The sequence below is a fragment of the Microcystis sp. M169S2 genome (genome assembly GCF_020245865.1).
GTDB classification, from domain to species: Bacteria; Cyanobacteriota; Cyanobacteriia; order Cyanobacteriales; family Microcystaceae; genus Microcystis; species Microcystis ichthyoblabe_A.
In genome coordinates, this window is sequence record NZ_JADBUB010000119.1 from 1 (window position 1) to 16,521 (window position 16,521).

The 16,521-nt window shown below is 44.9% G+C and carries 13 protein-coding genes, 1 other RNA gene and 2 pseudogenes; 11 read left to right on the forward strand and 5 right to left on the reverse strand.

Annotated elements, in window-relative coordinates; translation table 11 throughout:
* From IM485_RS12490 to rsmH, 4 genes and pseudogenes are all read left to right on the forward strand, one after another.
* Positions 1–375: pseudogene (locus tag IM485_RS12490) on the forward strand (ISKra4 family transposase); the annotation flags it as partial.
* A 222-nt stretch (positions 376–597) separates the two neighbouring features.
* A pseudogene (locus IM485_RS12495) lies at positions 598–702 on the forward strand (DNA cytosine methyltransferase); the annotation flags it as partial.
* A 117-nt stretch (positions 703–819) separates the two neighbouring features.
* Positions 820–2,331, forward strand: coding sequence for a threonine ammonia-lyase, biosynthetic (gene ilvA / locus IM485_RS12500; RefSeq protein ID WP_104396420.1), 1,512 nt, complete (start codon positions 820–822; stop codon positions 2,329–2,331).
* A gap of 251 nt (positions 2,332–2,582) precedes the next feature.
* Positions 2,583–3,455 (forward strand): 16S rRNA (cytosine(1402)-N(4))-methyltransferase RsmH, encoded by an 873-nt coding sequence (gene rsmH / locus IM485_RS12505; protein WP_104396421.1) that lies wholly within the window; start codon positions 2,583–2,585, stop codon positions 3,453–3,455.
* 133 nt (positions 3,456–3,588) lie between these two features.
* Here the strand turns inward: rsmH and IM485_RS12510 are convergent, their stop codons facing one another.
* The 5 genes from IM485_RS12510 to IM485_RS12525 all read right to left on the reverse strand — a co-directional run bounded on the left by IM485_RS12510 (position 3,589) and on the right by IM485_RS12525 (position 6,542).
* Positions 3,589–4,755 carry a pyridoxal phosphate-dependent aminotransferase gene (locus tag IM485_RS12510; protein ID WP_104396422.1) on the reverse strand — a complete coding sequence of 389 codons (1,167 nt, stop codon included), beginning with the start codon at positions 4,753–4,755 and terminating at the stop codon, positions 3,589–3,591.
* Positions 4,755–5,123: an FHA domain-containing protein gene (locus tag IM485_RS12515; protein WP_192575986.1), complete on the reverse strand. Its 369-nt coding sequence runs from the start codon at positions 5,121–5,123 to the stop codon at positions 4,755–4,757. Before IM485_RS12515 ends, IM485_RS12510 begins: the two co-directional genes overlap by 1 nt.
* Before the next feature lie 29 nt (positions 5,124–5,152).
* Positions 5,153–5,543: a transfer-messenger RNA gene (ssrA, locus tag IM485_RS12520) on the reverse strand.
* A gap of 44 nt (positions 5,544–5,587) precedes the next feature.
* Entirely contained in the window at positions 5,588–5,770 is a 183-nt protein-coding gene (locus IM485_RS22755) for a hypothetical protein (RefSeq protein ID WP_311131770.1), read from the reverse strand.
* 283 nt (positions 5,771–6,053) lie between these two features.
* Positions 6,054–6,542: a hypothetical protein gene (locus IM485_RS12525; protein ID WP_104396424.1), complete on the reverse strand. Its 489-nt coding sequence runs from the start codon at positions 6,540–6,542 to the stop codon at positions 6,054–6,056.
* Positions 6,543–6,725: 183 nt separating this feature from the next.
* On the opposite strand from IM485_RS12525, the gene IM485_RS12530 reads away from it, so the two are divergent.
* From IM485_RS12530 to IM485_RS12560, 7 genes are all read left to right on the forward strand, one after another.
* Positions 6,726–8,195: a TldD/PmbA family protein gene (locus IM485_RS12530; protein ID WP_104396425.1), complete on the forward strand. Its 1,470-nt coding sequence runs from the start codon at positions 6,726–6,728 to the stop codon at positions 8,193–8,195.
* Between the two features lie 2 nt (positions 8,196–8,197).
* A complete protein-coding gene (locus IM485_RS12535) occupies positions 8,198–8,800 on the forward strand; it encodes a DUF456 domain-containing protein (RefSeq protein WP_104396426.1) in 603 nt (200 codons plus the stop codon).
* Between the two features lie 93 nt (positions 8,801–8,893).
* Entirely contained in the window at positions 8,894–10,237 is a 1,344-nt protein-coding gene (locus IM485_RS12540) for a TldD/PmbA family protein (RefSeq protein ID WP_287743431.1), read from the forward strand.
* 778 nt (positions 10,238–11,015) lie between these two features.
* Positions 11,016–11,960, forward strand: a complete 945-nt coding sequence (locus IM485_RS12545; RefSeq protein WP_287743434.1) for a LysR family transcriptional regulator — start codon at positions 11,016–11,018, stop codon at positions 11,958–11,960.
* A 46-nt stretch (positions 11,961–12,006) separates the two neighbouring features.
* Positions 12,007–13,860 carry an NAD(P)H-quinone oxidoreductase subunit F gene (locus IM485_RS12550; protein WP_287743436.1) on the forward strand — a complete coding sequence of 618 codons (1,854 nt, stop codon included), beginning with the start codon at positions 12,007–12,009 and terminating at the stop codon, positions 13,858–13,860.
* An 80-nt stretch (positions 13,861–13,940) separates the two neighbouring features.
* Positions 13,941–14,666 (forward strand): carbonic anhydrase, encoded by a 726-nt coding sequence (locus tag IM485_RS12555; RefSeq protein ID WP_104396430.1) that lies wholly within the window; start codon positions 13,941–13,943, stop codon positions 14,664–14,666.
* Positions 14,667–14,744: 78 nt separating this feature from the next.
* Positions 14,745–16,295, forward strand: a complete 1,551-nt coding sequence (locus IM485_RS12560; RefSeq protein WP_104396431.1) for an NADH-quinone oxidoreductase subunit M — start codon at positions 14,745–14,747, stop codon at positions 16,293–16,295.
* Positions 16,296–16,521 lie beyond the last annotated feature (226 nt).

The following is a 16,521-nucleotide window of genomic DNA, read 5'->3' on the forward strand; positions in this document are numbered from 1 at the left end:
GAGAAACAGGAAAGAATTGAAATATTGGATTGGTATCATTTAATCGAAAACCTCTAGAAAGTTGGCGGGTCATTCCAGGGAATTGAGGAGGTAAAATGTTTTCTATGGAAGGGGGAAGTGGACGCGGCTATCTCTTGTTTTGAAGGATGGTCAGAGCCGCAAGTGGAGAATTTTATTACTTATTTGAACAAGCATAAACATCGAATTGTCAATTATGGTTATTTGCAGGCAGAGGGTATTTCCATTGGCTCCGGGTCATCAAAAATTAAACAAATTGCTCATCGTCTTAAAATTAATGGTGCAAGTTGGGAATCTGGTAATGTACCGCAAGTCCTTCGTCATCGCTGTGCTTATCTAAATGGTTGCCTTTTTTAACTTTTTTATTGATCTCATTAAGCATTTCTACTTGTTGCAAAGGTGAGATGCTAGATGCTCCCAATCTAAATACAGTTATCGCTGTAGAAGCTTCCAAGATTGAATCGATTCAAAATCTTAAACAGGATGAATTTCAAATTATATAATTCTGTTATTCTTCGCTGTGATTTCCTAGAAAACTGAGGTTCAAGAAGCGTAACCCACCATCCTTTTTTTTGTATATGTCCCCCTTTTAGTATTTGTGGTGATTTAAAGGTATTTGACGATACCAGAGGTGCGCTATTTTTTGAGATTGCCCGTATTTTAAAAGCCAAACAACCCCAGGCAGCGGGGAGCAAAAAGCCGACGGCTGACGGTTGATAGCTCTTTATTGCTAACTGGACTGACGATGATCTATTCTGGATCCTAGCCCGACTCGCGAATCCCCACCGCCAAAAAAGAATAATGTACTGCGATTACCTGGTTCAAATCCTCACCGCACGCGTCTATGATGTCGCCCAAGAAACCCCCTTGGAATTTGCCCCCAATCTCTCCCGACGCTTGCACAATCAGCTTTTACTCAAGCGCGAGGATATGCAGTCGGTTTTCTCTTTTAAACTGCGCGGCGCATACAACAAAATGGCGTATTTGTCAAGGGATTTGTTACAAAAAGGCGTAATTGCTGCCTCGGCGGGAAACCATGCTCAGGGAGTCGCTTTGGGGGCGCGGCAATTGGGAACCCAAGCGATTATCGTTATGCCTGTCACCACTCCGCAAGTCAAAATCGACGCGGTAAAAGCTCGGGGCGGGATTGTTGTCCTGCACGGTGACACCTACGATGATGCCTATGCTTACGCGCGGCAGTTAGAAGCGGAAAAAGGTTTAACTTTTATCCATCCCTTCGATGATCCAGAGGTAATCGCCGGCCAGGGTACGATCGGTATGGAAATTTTACGACAATATCAGCAACCGATCGAGGCCATTTTTGTCGCTATTGGTGGCGGTGGACTTATATCAGGTATTGCAGCCTATGTCAAGCGTTTACGCCCAGAAATTAAAATTATCGGGGTGGAACCTGTGGATTCAGACGCGATGAATCAATCCCTAAAAGCCGGTTATCGGGTGCGTTTGTCCCAAGTGGGATTATTTGCCGACGGGGTGGCGGTGCGCGAGGTGGGAGAGGAGACTTTTCGTCTCTGTCAGCAGTATGTGGACGAGATTATCCTCGTGGATACGGATGATATTTGTGCGGCGATTAAGGATGTTTTTCAAGATACACGCTCGATTTTAGAACCTGCGGGGGCGTTAGCAGTAGCAGGAGCGAAAGCTTATGTAGAAAGAGAGGGAATTGAGGATAAAACCCTCGTTGCTGTGGCTTGTGGGGCGAATATGAACTTTGATCGTCTGCGGTTTGTGGCGGAAAGGGCGGAATTAGGGGAACGGCGCGAGGCGTTGTATGCTGTGACTATTCCCGAACAACCGGGCAGTTTACGGCGTTTTTGCGAATGTGTCGGCAAACGCAATTTAACCGAATTTAGTTATCGCATTGCCGATGAAAAAGAAGCGCATATTTTTGTCGGCGCCCAGATCGAAAATCGCAGCGATGCCAAGAAATTAGCCGAGAGTTTTGAAGCTTGCGGCTTTAAAACCCTCGATATTAGTGATGATGAATTGACTAAATTGCATCTGCGCCACATGGTGGGAGGGCGATCGCATTTAGCCGATCATGAATTATTTTATCGCTTCGAGTTTCCCGAACGACCGGGGGCTTTAATGAAATTTGTCGCCTCCATGAGTCCCCACTGGAATATCAGCGTTTTCCATTATCGCAATAACGGGGCCGATTACGGGCGCATCGTCGTGGGCATACAAGTCCCCCCCGATGAAATGAATCAATGGCAAGCTTTTCTCGATACTCTCGGCTATCGCTATTGGGATGAAAGTCAAAACCGGGCCTATCAGTTATTTCTAGGTTAGGGTTGGCTGAATAAATCTAAAAACCTTGTTGGATAAGGCTTTTAGACTTTTTTTCCCTCAAAAAGTGCTGACCATTGGAGTGATCGGGGGTAAAATTCAGGCACTTTTTCCCTGAAAATTAGGCAACTGACTACCTCAAAATCGGTAAAACCCTACACCCCACACCCCACACCCCACACCCTGCCCCCACCAACAAACTTTTTCAGCAAACCCTAGGTTAAATCGCCATTTTTAGGAAGTTATCAGTACAGATGAATCAAGATTTTCCCCATATTTCCGTTTTGAGTCAAGAATTAATCGCCGGCTTAAATATTCAACCCGGGGGGCATTATCTCGATCTTACCCTAGGGGGTGGTGGACACAGCCGCCTGCTTTTAGAAGCCCATCCCGAAACGACAGTAACCGCCATCGATCGCGATCAAAGCGCCCTAGAAGCCGCTAAAATTAGTCTTGCCCCCTACCTAGATAGCCGTTTAACCCTCTGGTGGGGGAACTTCGCCGATTATAACGGACAAAATAGCAGTTTTGATGGCATTATCGCCGATTTAGGAGTCAGTTCTCCCCAATTCGATCAGAGCGAGCGCGGCTTTAGTTTTCGCCACACGGCAGCCTTAGATATGCGGATGGATCGCTGTCAATCCCTGACGGCAGCCGATATTATTAACCATTGGCACGAAAAAGAATTAGCAGATCTTTTTTATCAATACGGAGAAGAACGTTTATCTCGTCCTATTGCTCGCTCAATCGTCCAAAAACGTCCCTTTACTACCACCACTGAATTAGCGGCTGTCATCGCTAGTTCTGTACCCGCTAGTTACCGTTATGGACGTATTCATCCGGCAACGCGGGTTTTTCAAGCCCTACGCATCGCTGTTAATCAAGAATTAGATTCTCTGCAAAAATTGTTAAATCAAGCCCCCCACTGGCTAAAATCCGAGGGAATTATCGCTATGATCAGTTTTCATAGTCTAGAAGATCGTCTGATCAAGTATGGCTTTCGCGAAAATAATTCCTTGAAAATTATCACGAAAAAGCCGATTATTCCCAGCCGGGAAGAACAGGCTAAAAATCCCCGTTCTCGTTCGGCTAAACTAAGAATAGCCCAAAAGATAAGCTGTTCTTAATTTAAATTGCTTATTGAGATGAGGCAAAAGGCAACAGAAAACAGGGAGAAGAAATAATCAGTTTTTAATAACTGGATTTAGTATGAGCTTAAAGTAAAAACCAAGAAAAAAAGCCGGTATTTATTCTTGAAAATCATTGACTAAAATAACGCAGTCCCTTTACCAATCTTTCTACTGCCGTTAAAGCCGTTTCTGGAGATAAAGCACCGTAGGCAAGACGCAAATAACAGCCCTCTGTTATCCCAAAAGTTGAACCGGGTAACACTGCCACCCGCTGCCGCTCAATTAAACTTTTAACTAACTGAAAATCATTCTTGTCTGTGGTAATTTTCAGGAAGAAATAAAAAGCCCCTTCCGCAGTAGCAACATCACAAATATCCCTAATCGATTCTAGAGCATTCAGGCAAATTTCTCTAACTTGACTGATGGTTTTTAACTGTTCTAAAGGATAGCTTTTACCCACCTGTAACGCCCCTAGGGCCGCGTATTGTGAAACCACTGGCGGACAGATTAAAATAGTATCCTGAATCTTATTAATCGCCTCAGATAAATGTTCTGGTACTACCATATAACCAATGCGCCAACTGGCAAAACCGTAGGCTTTTGAGAGACTAAATAAGGAAATAGTCCAGGATTCACTGCCAACAATTGCCGCCGGAGAAAAGTGGCGAGCATGGTTATAGGTAAAATACTCATAAGCTTCATCATGAATGTGATAGATGCCCTTTTTTTGACAGATTCGATTGACTTCTCTTAGGGTATTTTCTGGATAAACTACTCCCGTGGGATTATTAGGAGAAATCGTCACCACTGCCTTAGTTTTTTCCGTGATTGCCTCTTCAATGGCAGCCGGACGCAATTGATAATTTTTGTCTGTGGCGACCAAAATTACTTGACAATCAGCCATTTTTATGGCCATTTCATGATTGAAATAAAAGGGAGTGTTGAGAATAATTTCATCCCCCGGGGAAGTAATGGCTAAAATAGCATTCATAAAAGCCATATTACTGCCCGCAGTCACAAAAATTGCCTGTTTATCGCTGATTTCTATCCGATTATCTTCGGCTAGTTTTTGCCGAATTACTGTTAATAAGGAGGGAATTCCCGCCACGGATTGATATTGATGATTTTTGGGATTAGCTAAAAATAAAGATAGAGATTCGATCGCTTCCTGGGGTGGATAATAGGAAACAATCCCTTGACCTAGGGAAATAGTGCCAGGGTTCGCTTTAATTAATTGACCGACCACGGGAATAATTGGTGTTTGTACCCCGTCCATGCGAGAGAGAAGGTTTTTCATCAGTTGGCAAGAGATTTGAAGGTATATTGGGGAGGATTGGCTGATTCGATCTCAAACAAAAGATTAATCGCCCGGTAATATCCCAAAGTAATCCTATCGCCACTTTTCAGCTTTTTGCGTCCCGATTGCAGATTTTCCCCATTAAGATAAGTGCCGTTAAGACTGCCAGCATCTTCTAGATAAAAACCGTCTTTTTCCACATAAATAATCGCATGGACGCGGGAAACTATTTCCGCATTAGGAAGATGGGAAAGATTTAAATCTACCGTCACTTTCGGATTGACCTTTCCCAGATAAAAACAGTTTTTCCGTCCCGAAATTTCCAAGAGAGTACCCGTTTCTTCGTGGAGGAGAAAAGCCTTAGACACTTTTTTTAAGGGTTTTTCATTCAACTAATCAATGGAGCCGAGCAGAGTCGAACTGCTGTCCAAATTAGGTATTGACTGTCCGTTCATTCACAGGTTTAGTTTCGATTACCCTCGAAACGGGGACTGTCACTTATCCCGGACAGTGGGATGCTCTAGTTAAAGCTTAGACGGTTAACTAACTAGAGAAAGTTAAACGTGGCATCCGTTGGGGGTTTATCCATAGTCCTTAACGGAGTCAAACTATGAATGCTCGAGTCGATTAGAGACTATTAGGCAGCTACAGGAGCGGCTTTACGAGCGAAAGGAACGATGTTGTTCGCATTTACTTTTTGTTTGAGCCTTTGATTTACGAGAGGAGACTCACTCTCGACCTGTATCACGGGGGAGCTTTCGCTAACCTGTCGAAACCGTTACGGCCCCTTGTGCTTACATTCTGATTATAGCACATTTTTTGATTAAGCTAATTAGGGTTTGCTGAATAAATCTAAAAACCTTGTTGGATAAGACTTTTGGACTTTTTTCCCCTCAAAAAGTGCCAGCCATTGCGGGGATCGGGAGGAAAATTCCGGGACTTTTTCCCTGAAAATTAGGTAGTTGACCACCTGAAAATCGATAAAACCCCACACCCCACACCCCACACCCCACACCCTGCCCCCAGGAAAAGCTTTTTCAGCCAACCCTAATTCGGCTGTCGAGGGGATTTTTCCGATCTTCCCAAGGGTTAGAGCCAGTCCAGATGGGAAAAAAGGTTTTTATCGCTGATTTTTGGGGAAATTATCCTATATTTGCCCTCGATTAGTATCACCAGAGACTAAACAATTAATTGAGCAGCTATTGCTCGACTAATTGAGCAGCTATTGCTCGACTGCGATAACCTGAGTTCGGAATCAGGGAAAACGGCAAAATTTCCCTAATCCGAACTGATCTTGATTACAAAACCTTATGGGTGTGAGAATGTTGTTTGACGTTATCCTCCGTCCGCACCACATGAACAGCATTTAAGATGCGTTTTTTCTCTAGGGAAAAGTTTAAATCGTCTTTTTGGCCACCCAAGGGGATTAACCCTTGTAGGTGGGGTTGATTTTTATAGGTGCGAGTGGCCGCAATCGCCCTTTCGACAAAATTCTCGCATAATTGGGCATTATCGGGGAAATTACTGGGTATTTGAGGATTATCGTCCTGAAATACCTCTCCTAAAGCCATGGCGCGGGCAAATTCGTAGGAAGTGGGAATTCCTTTGACAATTGCCTCTAGGGCTGCCGAGGGAATCGGTTCTAACACCGCCACTTTTTCTAATTCTCCCTCCCTTCGACCAAGCTCAGGGCAAGCCTGTTTGAGAAAACAAATCGCTAAACCGAATACACAATAATCATCTTTTGTCAAGTCAGAAATGTTTAAGAATTGTGTCGCTGTGGCCATTATTTTGATCCTGAGTCGCTCTTTCTTTAATCTTGCGGGCGATCAGCACTCGAATCAAGGTTTTTATTAAGAGATATGAAGGGTAAAAATTTAGCAGGGTTGGGCGGCACTAAAGCCCCCAAGACGCAAAAAACGGAGAACTGTTAGACTAGAAACCAGCAGATTAACTGATAAACGAGCTTTATGTCACCCACTCTACTCATCTCCAAAGAACTTCCCACCCTGAAATATAATCCTAGTCTGGAGCGCTTTGATAGCTCTTGGGCGGCCCCTTTGTCCACTCTTATGGGACTGGGACGGGCTGCTGGGGCGACTTTTATCGAATTTTTCCTGGAAAGAGTTAACTATATCAGTTGTTTAGCCGAAGATGACAGCATCACCAGTCTCTCACCGAAACTATCTACAGGGGCAGGAATCCGCCTTTTTCGCGGTAAAGCTGATTGTTATGTCAGTACCAACGATTTAAGCTTCCAAGGCTTAAAAAATGCCCTAGAAAAAGGTTTATCGATTCTTGGTTTAAACCTACCCAGTCCTAACGCATATATTCCCGAAATCAATCTGGAAATGTTCCGGGATTATGCCACGGTCAAAAATAAAGATATTTGGCTGAATAATTGCAGTTCTTTGCGAGAAATGGGTGATATTCTCCTAACTGCTAACGTTCAACTCAATCAGAAAGCCTCTCACGTCCAATCTCGTCGCGCCGCTTATTTTCGCGATTGGCAAGAAATTTTAGTTGCCGCTAGTGACGGCACTTTTGCCCGGGATATTCGCCTCACCCAATCCGTGGGCTATAATCTCCTCTGTGCCGATGGGACCAATCGTTCTAGCATTGGTAAACGGGTGGGTAGTACCAGTAATCCCGATTTTCTGCGGACGTGGAATGCTGAGGAATCGGCGGCAGAAGTGGCCGAATCGGCGGGTAAAATGCTTTACGCTGACTATGTAGAATCCGGCAGTTATCCCATCGTCATGGCCAATGAATTTGGCGGCGTTATCTTCCACGAAGCCTGCGGCCATTTGCTAGAAACTACGCAAATTGAGCAAAAAACCACGCCCTTTCTCGATAAAAAAGGCGAAAAAATCGCCCACGAAAACCTGACGGCTTGGGACGAAGGATTATCCGATAAAGCTTTCGGTACTATCGATATGGACGATGAGGGAATGCCGGCCCAGCGTACTCTCCTAATTGAAAATGGTATCCTAAAAAACTTCATTGCCGATCGCACTGGTTCAATTAAAACCGGCCATCCGCGCACGGGTAGCGGTCGCCGTCAAAACTACACCTATGCGGCCGCTAGTCGGATGCGGAATACCTACATCGCACCTGGGGAATATACCCTCGATAATCTCTTTAATTCCATCGATAAAGGCATTTATTGCAAAAAAATGGGCGGTGGTAGTGTGGGGGCGACCGGGGAATTTAATTTCGCCGTCGAGGAGGCCTATCTTATCGAAAATGGCAACCTGACTAAACCCCTAAAAGGTGCGACTTTAATCGGTTCAGCTAAGGAGATTATGAATAAAATCTCTATGTGTTCCCAAGATTTAGGTCTAGCGGCCGGTTTTTGCGGTTCCGTCAGTGGTAGCGTTTATGTCACCGTTGGTCAACCCCATTTAAAAGTCGATTCTATTACCGTTGGCGGTCGTTAATCATGGCTTTAGTAATTCTCTACTATTTCCTCATCGCCATCATGATAGTGGGGATAATTGGTGAACTGCTACCCGCTATTCCCGGCATGAGTTTGATTTTAATCGCCATGGTGGTGTGGGGTTTTGTCACCAAATTTGCGGGGATGGGGGTCGCTTTAACTGTGGCCTTTGTTGTCCTTCTCCTCAGTATCGGGGTGGAATTCCTCGCTAGTTATCTCGGCGCCCAAAAAGTTGGGGCGAGCAATTGGAGTCAAATCGGGCTAGTAGTGGGTTTATTAGCGGGAATATTCGGGCTTTTACCCGCTTTACCCATTGGCGGCCCGATTATCGGCCTATTTGTCGGTCCTGTGGTGGGGGCTTTTTTGGGAGAATACGCCTATCGTCGCGATTTGGAATTAACCCCCCGTTTGCAACAATCCCTAAAAGTCTGTGTCGGTATCGTCGTCGGTACGGTTATCGGTCACGTTGCCAAAGCTATGCTGGCTACGGCTGCCGTTATCGTCTTTATTGTCACTACCTGGCCGAATCTCTCTTCAGTTATCAGTTACCAGTTTTCAGTTTTCAGTTTTCAGTTTTCAGATTTGAGTTCTTTGTTTTTCAATTAATCAGCCATTTTTCTGATAAATATCACTTTTATCTAGCTGACTGCTGATGGCTGACCGCTCAATTCTACATTCATCTCATTTCTGACCAAATCTATGCCAAAAGTTGAAGATATCGCCCAAATCGCTAATTCTAGCGCCCAAGCTTTAGGAATTGCTAAATACGACATCTATGGTTCCTCGGTCGATGAAACCGATGTGGATGTGTTTCAAGGGGAACCGAAACAGGTACAAGCTTCCAATCGTTCCAGCGTTATCGTTCGCGTCTGGAATCGGGATAATCAAGTCGGTGTCACCTCTACCACCGATGTGGACCTGGTGGGACTGCAATTAGCCCTGAAAACCGCCCAAGAAGCCAGCTTTTTTGGGGTTAAGGAAAATGTTCCCGATTTTAGTCCCGCTGCCACCGCACCTACCACAGAAGTGGCCAGCGAAATGTCTAATCAAGCACCTGTATCCACTCTCGTCGATAAGTTATTAGCCGCCGAAAAATCCCTACTAACGGCCCATCCGGCTATTGCCAGTGTTCCCTATAACGGTTTGGGACAACAGCAGGTCAGACGTTTTTATCTCAATAGCGACGGGGCAATGCGTCAGGAAGCGCGTAGTTATGCCAGTGTGTATTTATACACCAAAACCGAACAGGAAGGCAAAAAACCCCGCAGCGCCGGTGCTTTTCGGGTGAGTCCGGGCCTGGAAAAATTAGATATCGATGGTTGCATCGAGGAAGCGATTACCAAAACTGTTAGCCATCTAGACTATCAACCGATTACCACGGGTAAATATTTGGTGGTTTTTGCCCCCCGCGCCTTTTTGAGTCTAATGGGAGCATTTTCTAATCTGTTTAATGCCCAAAATGTCCTTGATAAACAGAGTCTTTCTACTCCTGAATCTTTGGGAACACAAATCGCCGCTACTGCCTTAAATTTGTGCGATGATGCCCTCCATCCGGCTAATGTTGCCGCAGAAACTTTTGATAGTGAAGGCACTCCTACCCGTCGTGTGGAATTAATTAAAGAGGGGATTTTGAGTAATTTTCTCCATAGCACGATTACCGCTAAACGGATGAATACGGAACCAACTGGGAACGGTAACATTGGGGCAAAAGTAACGGTTAGTCCCCATTTTTATCACGTTTTTGCTAGTGCTAATCAACCAAAAAGCTATTCTTTGGAAACAGCAGAAAATGTGGTTTTAATTGATAGTTTACAGGCACTTCATGCGGGAGTTAATTCTCTACAAGGTTCCTTCTCTTTGCCCTTTGATGGTTGGTTAGTGAACAAAAATGAGCGCATCAGCATCGATTCCGCTACCGTAGCCGGGGATATTTTAACACTGCTGAAATCGATTGTTTATCTGGAACCGGAAGCAGTTATTACTCCCAGTGGTGTTTGTCCCTACGTTTGGGTAGAGGGTTTATCAATCACAGGAGAAGCTTAACACTATACCAGAGCAAAATAGGGGGTATTAACCAGGGTAATACCCCCGCAAGATGGATGCTAATTTTATAGTCGTGGGTAAGCTGTTGACTATGCAAATTATACTAAATCTGGTTATTAAAAACTGATTAGGGTTTGCTGAATAAAGTACGGGCGAAGCATTCGGATAGAAAATCTACGGTTTCACCGATAGGTTATTGCCCGAATGCTTCGCCCCTACAGGACGCGGGCCGATGAAGACGCAGGGTTTTGAACCACGATTCTCTCAAAATCTTGCACCTGTGGGAGCGAAACAGGACAATAAAACCCTTACCTCGTCTATATTTCTGGACTTCCCCGTTGACAAAAAGCCATAACCTGTGCTGTAGAAGGGATTAAGAGAATTTCCAATGCCCCGTTACTGGGTACAAATCAGGGAAACTCCCAATAAATCTAAGGGCTGCTGTTGCAGTTGGGTCAGTCAAGTTATCTTAGAAAAACGATAACTTCCCTCTCTAATCGTACATTCCACTGTATTCAAGCAAATTGTCCCCAGGTCTTCCAACAAAGATCGTTTATCCTACCCATCACCTCACCCCGAGTAAATTCTGGCGACAACCTCAAGGGGTGACAACAAGCTGAAAAAGGAGACTGGGAAAAAAGCTGATAGCTACAAAAGGTCTTAAGTGCCGTTTATATCTATTAGAGTCTATATTTATCAAAAAGTTAATTGACTAGAATCTATAAAAACGTTAGGATTTATCGTAACAAATAGTTGTTATTGAGGAGGGCATAGGAACTTGATACAGGCAACCCTGCACCAGTTAAGGGTTTTCGAGGCTACCGCTCGACACAGTAGCTTCACCAAGGCGGCCGAGGAGTTATTTATCACTCAACCCACCGTCTCAACCCAAGTCAAACAACTCACAAAAGCCGTGGGTTTACCGCTATTCGAGCAAATTGGCAAACGTTTATTTTTAACCGAAGCGGGTCAGGAATTACTGTTCACCTGTCAAGAGATTTTTAATAAATTGGACAACTTTCAGATGAAAGTGGCCGATATTAAGGGAACTAGACAGGGAAAACTGACTTTAGGCGTAATTACTACCGCTAAATACTTTGTGCCGCGATTACTGGGGGCATTCTGTCAACAGTATCCCGGTATTGACATCGCCCTGCAAGTGACTAATCATCAGAAACTGCAAGAGCGAATGTTAAACAACGAGGATGACCTCTATATTCTCAGTCAACCGCCGGAAGAAGTGGAACTTTGTTCTCAGTCTTTCCTCGAAAATCCCCTGGTGGTGGTGGCGCGACGAGATCATCCTTTGGTGGGACAGAAAAATCTCCCCCTTGAGTCCCTCAACGAGCAACCTTTTATTATGCGCGAATCGGGATCTGGAACCCGCCAAGCGGTACAAAAATTATTTAATCTCCACGATATTAAGGTAAAGGTGCGCTTGGAATTAGGCAGTAACGAGGCGATTAAACAGGCTATTTCTGGCGGTTTGGGAATATCGGTACTATCTAAGCATACTCTCATCTCGGAAGGGGAAAACGGAGAATTAGCCATCCTCGACGTGGAACAGTTTCCAATTCAGCGCAATTGGTACGTTTGTTACCTGGCCGGAAAACAACTTTCCGTGATTGCCGATGCTTTTTTAAAATACCTGCTGGAGGCTAGTCAAACCATCCCGATTCATGCCCCGTTAAAAAATGGCCACAGCCTATTAGTGACCCATTAAACCTTAAACTTTAATTCAGGATCATTTTTCTTCTTGAGGTGGTTATATGTTCGAGTCCTTCAGCCAGACTATCTGGTTGGTACCTCTTTATGCCTTTGCGGGCGCACTTCTGGCTCTACCCTGGTCTCCCGGCATTATCCGGCAAACCGGCCCGCGACCGGCCGGTTATCTGAACTTGATCATGACCTGCTGGGCTTTTTTGCATAGCCTTTTTGCTTTGCTCGCCGTTTGGGGTCGTCCCCCTCAATCCATAGCATTTAATTGGCTAAATGCCGCAAATTTAAGCATATCTTTAGATGTGCAGATTTCGGCCGTTAATATCGGGGCGTTACTGCTAATTACCGGCTTAAACCTCGCCGCTCAGGTATATGCGATCGCCTATCTAGAAATGGATTGGGGTTGGGCAAGGTTTTATTCTCTCGTGGCTCTCTTTGAAGGGGGTATGTGCGCCCTAGTTATCTGTAATTCGCTATTTTTCAGCTATTGTGTGCTAGAAGTTCTCACCCTCGGCACTTATCTGCTGATTGGTTTCTGGTTTAATCAATCTCTGGTGGTAACGGGGGCGCGGGATGCTTTTCTAACCAAACGGATTGGCGATTTAATCCTGTTGATGGGAGTGGTGGCCCTTTTACCCCTGGCGGGAACCTGGAACTTTGACGAATTAGCACAATGGGCGGCCACAGCCAATTTAAACCCCAATGTGGCTAATTTACTCTGTTTAGCCCTGATTGCCGGTCCAATGGGTAAATGCGCTCAATTTCCCCTGCATTTATGGCTAGATGAGGCCATGGAAGGACCGATGCCAGCGACAATTCTGCGGAATACCGTCGTCGTTTCCACTGGCGCTTGGTTATTGGTCAAATTAGAGCCGGTGCTACAATTATCGCCCCTAACCTTGCAAGTAATGATCATTGTTGGCTCTGTCACTGCCATCGGTGCGGGTTTAATTGCGATCGCCCAGATCGATGTCAAGCGCTCCCTTTCCTATTCCGTCAGTGCCTACATGGGACTGATTTTTATCGCTGTGGCCACCGGACAAACGGAAACCGCTTTAGTGTTACTCTTTACATACGCGATCGCTATGTCCCTGTTAGTCATGGTGGTGGGTAACATTGTTTGGAATAATATCAGCCAAGATTTAAGCCAATACGGGGGTTTATGGTCCCGTCGTCCCGTTTCCGGCATTTGTTATCTCGTCGGTGCCGCTAGTTTAGTCGCACTGCCTCCCTTTGGTGGTTTTTGGTCATTGGCCCGCATGGGCGATCGCCTCGCAGAAATCAGTGGTTTACTGTTATTAGTGCTATTGTTGGTCAATGCTTTAACTGCTTTTAGTGTCACTAGAGAATTTTGCGTTTTCTTTGGCGGTAAAATCAAACCGATGACCCTGCGCTCTCCAGAAGCTCTTTGGCCCCTAGTTATCCCCATGACTGTGACCATGGGTTTCGCCCTTCATCTGCCGATTTTATTGGCGCAATGGCATTTATTACCAAGTAACTTAAATCTGGGAGTGGCTTTTCTCTTGGTACTTTCCACTGCTGGGGGCGTAATTCCGGCAGCCTATATTTATCTGAATGAAAATATCTCCAAACCGATCGTTTTTCAACCGAAAGCCGTTCAAGATTTCTTTGCCAACGACCTTTATACCGCCCAATTGTATAAAGTTACCATCGTTTTTGTCGTCGGATTAATCTCGCAAATTATTAACTGGATCGATACCTTTCTGGTGGATGGGATCGTTAACCTGGTGGGATTAGCCACGGTTTTTGGTGGTCAGAGTTTGAAATATAACGTCTCAGGACAGACCCAATTTTACTTTCTGTCGATTATTTTGGGGGTGGCTTTGATTGGTATTATCATCTGCTGGCCCCTACTATCACAAATTTCTCTAGTTTTCAGTTAAAGATTTGATAACTTAGGCTTTTCTTTAGCATCCCTAGCCCTGACAATAGGATTTGTCCTGATTAATGGAAACAATTACCTATGTTCAATACCTCTCGTCGCCAATTAATCCGTTATGGGGGTGGTTTTTTGGGAACCGGTCTAGCCGCCACTGTTTTGGGTTCTCAGTTGTCCAAAACTAACGCCCAAACCGCCGTTAATTCCCAGCCATGGCTAACCGCTCAAAATCAAGGATTGAACCCAGACCAGGCCTTAACTATGCTCATGGAAGGCAATCAACGTTTCTGGGAACGAAGACAAAAAAGTCCTAACCGCGATCAAGGGCGACTCACAGAAGTGGCCGAAAGTCAAGCCCCTTTTGCGGCAATTTTGGGCTGTGCCGATTCTCGCGTGCCGGCAGAAATTGTTTTTGATCAAGGATTAGGAGATCTATTTGTTTGTCGGGTAGCGGGAAATTTAGCCACTTCCGAAGAAATTGGTAGCCTCGAATTCGGCACGTTGGTGTTAGGAGCCAAGGTAATTGTTGTCCTTGGTCATTCTCGTTGTGGAGCGGTAAAAGCCACCATTGAAGGCGGTCGTTTCCCCGGACAAATCGGTCGTTTAATCGATGGCCTACAGGTGGGAGTTGATCGGGCCGAAAAACAACCCGGTTCCAACAAACTTGAGCGAGCCATTAAATCCAATGTTATCTATCAAGTAGAGAAATTAGGCAAGTCCCCAGTCATGGGTGATTTAGTAGATAAAAAACAATTAAAAATTGTTGGAGCCTACTACGATCTCGATACCGGCAAAGTGAGTTTAATTTAGTCAATTCTAGATTAGTCATCGTGTCGTTTGGCTAATCCTTTTCTCATCCCAGTCATTATAAATTCGATCGATACCAATATGCTCAGTACCCTGCTTTGGTTGCCAATAATTGGAGCAATTATCGTCGGTCTTTTCCCCGATAAATTTGCCCCAGCAAACTTACGTCAAATTACCCTCTTTTTTGTTGCCGCCGTCTTCTTGTGGTCTTTATATCTGCTGACTCAATATAACTTAACCAGCAATGGCTTTCAATTTTCTGAATACCGCGAATGGGCAAAACCAATCGGTTTAAGTTATAACCTCGGAGTCGATGGTTTGTCCTTACCGTTAATTATTTTAAGCTGTTTCTTGACAGGAATAGCTATCTATAGTACCGAAGAAAAAATAGAGCGTCCCCGACTTTATTACATCCTCATCCTCCTGATTAACGCCGGGGTTTCTGGGGCATTAATGGCCAAAAACCTGCTGCTGTTCATCGTTTTCTATGAACTAGAATTAATCCCCTTTTATCTGATGATTGCTATCTGGGGAGGCGAAAAACGTGGCTATGCTTCGATTAAATTCCTTCTCTACACTGCTGTCTCTGGGTTATTAGTCCTAGCGGCATTTTTAGGCATAGGTTTCCTCAACGGTGGTACTTTTGACTATTCCTCCCTCTCGACCGCCGATTTCTCCCAAAAAACCCAATTACTGCTCTTAACTCTGCTGTTAGTGGGATTTGGCATCAAAATCCCCCTTGTACCTCTCCATACTTGGCTACCGGATGCCTATACGGAAGCTTCCCCCGCTACAGCAATTTTATTAGGTGGTATTCTCGCTAAACTCGGTACTTATGGCTTAGTTCGCTTTGGTCTGCAATTATTCCCGGAAACTTGGTCTTTAATCGCCTCTGGACTGGCAATTATCGGCGTTATTAGCGTTATTTATGGAGCTTTGAGCGCTATTGCCCAAAAAGACATTAAACGCATGGTGGCCTACAGTTCGATCGGTCACATGGGCTATATACTGGTAGCAGCCGCCGCCGGCACGGGTTTAAGCGTCCTTGGTGCCGTCGCGCAAATGATTAGCCACGGTCTTATTCTCGCCCTCTTATTCTATCTGGTGGGCATCGTCGAACGCAAAGCCGGAACTAGAGATTTAGACGTTTTAAACGGTTTAATGAACCCAATTCGCGGTTTACCCTTGGTTAGCGCCCTATTAATTCTCGCCGGTATGGCCAGTGCTGGTATCCCCGGATTAGTGGGATTTGTGGCGGAATTTATCGTTTTTCAGGGTAGTTTCTCCCGTTTTCCCGTGCAGACGGTTCTCTGTATCATCGCTTCCGGTTTAACGGCGGTTTACTTTGTTATCCTGCTTAATCGCACCTGTTTTGGTAAATTGGATAATAAACTTGCCTACTATCCCAAAGTCCTGAAATCGGAAACTATCCCCGCTTTTGTCCTAATGGTATTAATCGTCTTTTTAGGCATTCAACCCAATTATTTAGTCCGTTGGATTGAACCCACCACTAACTCGATGGTTGCCAGCTTATCGGGGGAAGCAAAACCTAGTTTTGTCTTCAAAAAATCTCCGCAAAAGTCCTCAAAAACCAACTGGTTGAATCGGGGTAAATTTTTGAGTAATAGTTAGGGTTGGCTGAATAAATCTAAAAACCTTGTTGGATAAAACTTTTAGACTTTTTTGACCTCAAAAAGTGCCAGCCGAGAGTGATCGGGGCGAAAATTCCGGGACTTTTTTCCTGAAAATTAGGTAATTGACCGTCTGAAAATGGGTAAAACCCTACACCCCACACCCCACACCCCACACCCTGCCCCCACGAAAAACTTTTTCAGCAGACCCTAGTTAGTTATCCCTT

Bases quoted from the DNA above. Each gene is read 5' to 3' on its own strand.
- IM485_RS12555 (WP_104396430.1), top strand. From the start codon at position 13,941: ATGTTCAATACCTCTCGTCGCCAATTAATCCGTTATGGGGGTGGTTTT.
- IM485_RS12510 (WP_104396422.1), bottom strand. From the start codon at position 4,755: ATGAAAAACCTTCTCTCTCGCATGGACGGGGTACAAACACCAATTATT.
- IM485_RS12535 (WP_104396426.1), top strand. From the start codon at position 8,198: ATGGCTTTAGTAATTCTCTACTATTTCCTCATCGCCATCATGATAGTG.
- IM485_RS12540 (WP_287743431.1), top strand. From the start codon at position 8,894: ATGCCAAAAGTTGAAGATATCGCCCAAATCGCTAATTCTAGCGCCCAA.
- IM485_RS12560 (WP_104396431.1), top strand. From the start codon at position 14,745: ATGCTCAGTACCCTGCTTTGGTTGCCAATAATTGGAGCAATTATCGTC.
- ilvA (WP_104396420.1), top strand. From the start codon at position 820: ATGTACTGCGATTACCTGGTTCAAATCCTCACCGCACGCGTCTATGAT.
- IM485_RS12530 (WP_104396425.1), top strand. From the start codon at position 6,726: ATGTCACCCACTCTACTCATCTCCAAAGAACTTCCCACCCTGAAATAT.
- rsmH (WP_104396421.1), top strand. From the start codon at position 2,583: ATGAATCAAGATTTTCCCCATATTTCCGTTTTGAGTCAAGAATTAATC.
- IM485_RS12550 (WP_287743436.1), top strand. From the start codon at position 12,007: ATGTTCGAGTCCTTCAGCCAGACTATCTGGTTGGTACCTCTTTATGCC.
- IM485_RS12525 (WP_104396424.1), bottom strand. From the start codon at position 6,542: ATGGCCACAGCGACACAATTCTTAAACATTTCTGACTTGACAAAAGAT.